Genomic DNA, 2,134 nt, shown 5'->3' with positions numbered 1-2,134 from the left:
GGGCGATCGGCGTTTCCGCCGATCGCCCTGTCGTCTGCCCGGGCGCTCAGGTTGCCCGGCGTAGACTCGTTCCGTTCGGCGGCATCGCCCGCGTCATCCCGGAGGCCCAACGCATGACCTTGCTCGAGACGATCCGAGGCCCGCGCGACCTCGACGCTCTCTCGAAGGAGCAACTGGAGCAACTCGCGGTCGAGGTGCGAGAGCACCTCGTCTCCGACGTCGCCAAGACGGGCGGGCACCTGGGTCCGAACCTCGGGGTGGTGGAGCTCACCATCGCGATCCACCGCGTGTTCGACTCGCCCCGCGACGCGATCGTGTTCGACACCGGTCACCAGTCGTACGTGCACAAGCTGCTCACCGGCCGGCAGGACTTCTCGACCCTTCGGCAGACCGGCGGTCTGGCCGGATACCCGCAGCGCAGCGAGTCGGAGCACGACATCGTCGAGTCCTCTCACGCTTCGAGCTCCCTGTCGTGGGCCGACGGCATCTCGAAGGCGTTCGAGATGACCGGGCAGCACGACCGGCACGTGGTAGCGGTCGTCGGCGACGGCGCCCTCACCGGCGGCATGACGTGGGAGGCGCTCAACAACATCTCCGACGACAACACGCGCAAGCTCATCGTCGTCGTGAACGACAACGGCCGTTCGTACGCGCCGACCATCGGGGGCATGGCGCGCTTCCTCAACTCGGTGCGCACGAAGAGCACGTACCGCAACCTCCACCTCTCGAGCCGCGACGCGTTCAACCGCCTCGGCGGCCCGGCCAGGGCGTTCTACCGCGGCGTGCGCGGTGGCCTGCACGGCTTCCTCTCCCGATTCACCGGGAACGAGGCGCTCTACTCGAACCTCGACATCAAGTACGTCGGTCCCGTCGACGGGCACGACGAGCAGGCGATGGAGGCCGCGCTCCGGCAGGCGAAGCACTACGGCGCGCCGGTCATCGTTCACGCGATCACCGAGAAGGGCCGCGGCTACGAGCCCGCCCGCAACGATGTCGCGGACCAGTTCCACGCCGTCGGGCAGATCGACCCCGAGACCGGTGAGCCGCTCGACACCGGCGGGGCGAAGAGCTGGACGAGCGTCTTCGCCGACGAGCTCGTCCACCTCGCCGAGGGCGACGACCGCCTCGTGGGCATCACGGCCGCGATGCTCCGCCCGACGGGCCTTCACCGGATGGCCGAGCGCTTCCCGACACGGGTTTTCGACGTCGGCATCGCCGAGCAGCACGCCGTGACGTCCGCCGCCGGCCTGGCGTTCGGCGGCCTGCACCCGGTCGTCGCGGTGTATGCGACGTTCATGAACCGGGCGTTCGACCAGCTGCTCATGGATGTCGCCCTCCACAAGGCGGGGGTCACGTTCGTCCTCGACCGCGCCGGCGTCACCGGGCCCGACGGCCCGAGCCACCACGGCGTCTGGGACCTCTCGATCCTCCAGGTCGTCCCCGGCATCCGGATCGCCGCACCGCGCGACGCGATCCGCCTCGCCGAAGAGCTCGGCGAGGCCGTGCAGGTGACGGATTCACCGACCGTCCTGCGATTCCCGAAGGGTTCGGTCGGCACCGAGTACGACGCGGTGCGTCGCACCGACGACGGCGTCGACGTGCTCGTCGAGTCCCAGCGCAAGGACGTGCTCATCGTCACCGTCGGGCCGATGGCCGGCATCGGCCTCGAGGTCGCCGAGCGCCTCGAGGCGCAGGGCATCGGCGCCACCGTCGTCGACCCCCGGTGGGTCGTGCCCGTGCCGCGCAGCCTCGTCGGGCTCGCCGGCGACTACCGCATCGTGGTGTCGCTCGAAGACGGCATCCGCGTCGGCGGTGTCGGTACACGCATCCGTCAGGACCTGCGCGAGGCCGGGGTCGACACCGCGGTCACCGAATTGGGCCTGCCCGACGAGTTCCTCGAGCACGGCTCCCGTTCCGACATCCTGGAGCGCGTCGGCCTCACTCCGCAGCACATCGCCCAAGACGTCACCGCAATGGTGCTCGGCACGAAGCTGCCGCATGCGCGCGGCGCGTCGGGCGACACGGGCACGCAGCCCGTCATCGCGCACGTCGCAGACTGAGTCCACCGCCTTGCGGAGGATCGCCGCAGGGCACGAGGACCTCGAACGAGAGCGGGCCCGCGACCGTGTGGTCG

Annotated in this window: 1 protein-coding gene; it reads left to right on the top strand. The window is 70.2% G+C overall.

Annotation, left to right across the window (positions count from 1 at the left end):
- Positions 1-113 precede the first annotated feature (113 nt).
- The gene (gene dxs, locus ACWGPE_RS18585) at positions 114-2,060 is read left to right on the top strand and encodes a 1-deoxy-D-xylulose-5-phosphate synthase (RefSeq protein WP_231430851.1); all 1,947 of its coding nucleotides are present in this window, start codon (positions 114-116) and stop codon (positions 2,058-2,060) included.
- Positions 2,061-2,134 lie beyond the last annotated feature (74 nt).

The sequence above is a fragment of the Agromyces sp. NPDC055658 genome, assembly GCF_053618155.1.
This window is presented reverse-complemented; position numbering and strand designations above follow the sequence as displayed.

Excerpts from the sequence above, each read along its gene's own strand:
- dxs (WP_231430851.1), top strand. The coding sequence starts at position 114 with ATGACCTTGCTCGAGACGATCCGAGGCCCGCGCGACCTCGACGCTCTC.